This window comes from Streptomyces sp. NPDC093586 (genome assembly GCF_044764905.1).
Classification (GTDB): domain Bacteria; phylum Actinomycetota; class Actinomycetes; order Streptomycetales; family Streptomycetaceae; genus Streptomyces.
Map to the genome: position 1 here is coordinate 1 of NZ_JBIWJA010000108.1, position 1472 is coordinate 1472.

The following is a 1472-nucleotide window of genomic DNA, read 5'->3' on the forward strand; positions in this document are numbered from 1 at the left end:
GCCGACTATGTTCTGCAGCGCCTGACGGAGTGGGGTGTTCAGCGCGTCTACGGCTATCCGGGTGATGGCATCAACGGTCTGCTGGGTGCGTTCGACCGGGCGGAGGGGCGTCCGGAGTTCATCCAGGCGCGGCATGAGGAGATGGCCGCGTTCATGGCGTGTGCGCACGCCAAGTTCACGGGTGAGGTGGGGTGCTGTGTGGCGACCTCGGGTCCGGGTGCGGTGCATCTGCTGAACGGTCTGTACGACGCGAAGCTGGATCATCAGCCGGTGGTGGCGGTGGTGGGGCAGCAGAAGCGGTTGTCGCTGGGCACCCACTACCAGCAGGAGATCGCCCTCGAGCAGCTGTTCGCGGACGTGTCCGAGTTCTGCCAGGTGGTGATGCATCCGGGCCAGACCCGCCATGTCATCGACCGGGCCTTCAAGACGGCGCTGACCACGCGGGGTGTGGCCACGGTCATCATTCCGAACGACGTGCAGGAGGAGGAGGCGGTGCCCTCCCCGCCCAAGGAGCACGGCTCGGTCTTCTCCAGCGTCGGCTGGAGCCGGCCCCGCGTTCTGCCCGATCCGGACGAACTGCGCAGGGCCGCCGATGTCCTGAACGCGGGCGAGAGGGTCGCCGTGCTGGTCGGTCAGGGCGCCGCGAAGGCCGGGGCCGAGGTGATCGAGGTGGCCGAACTGCTGGGCGCCGGGGTGGCCAAGGCGCTGTTGGGCCGGGACGTCCTTCCCGATGATCTGCCGTATGTCACCGGGCCGATCGGTCTGCTGGGGAGCAAGGCCAGTGACAACATGATGCGGGAGTGCGACACCCTGCTGATGGTCGGGACGAGTTTCCCGTACTCGGAGTGGCTGCCCGACGAGGGGCAGGCGCGGGGGGTGGAGATCGACATCGACGGCCGCATGATCGGGATCCGGTATCCGATGGAGGCCCACCTCGTCGGTGATGCGAGGGAGACGCTGAGGGCGCTGATCCCGCTGCTGAAACGCAAGAAGGCCGGTAGCTGGCGGAAGAAGATCGAGAAGGACGTCCGCGAGTGGCACGACCTGTGCGACCGCTGGGCGGCGGAGCACTTCGGCGACACGATCAACCCGCAGGCCGTCGCCGCGGAACTGTCGCCGCGGTTGCCGGACGGGGTGATCCTGACGGCGGACTCCGGTTCGGGCACCAACTGGTGGGCCCGGCACCTCAGGCTCCGCCAGGGGATGCGCGCGTCGCTGTCGGGGACGCTGGCGACGATGGGCCCGGGGACGCCGTACGCGATCGCGGCGCGGTTCGCGTATCCGGACCGGCCGGTGATCGCCTTCATCGGCGACGGGGCCTTCCAGATGAACGGCATGAACGAGATGATCACCGTCAAGCGGTACCTGGACCGCCTCTCGGGGCCGGCCCCGTTCATCTTCTGCGTGTTCAACAACCAGGACCTCAACCAGGTCACCTGGGAGCAGCGCGCCATGGCCGGCGACCCCAAGTA

1 protein-coding gene is annotated in these 1472 nt (G+C 68.2%); it reads left to right on the top strand.

From position 1 onward, the window contains the following. The coding region (locus ACIRFH_RS36625; RefSeq protein WP_403530932.1) for a thiamine pyrophosphate-requiring protein at window positions 1–1472 on the top strand (1472 nt) is incomplete at both ends.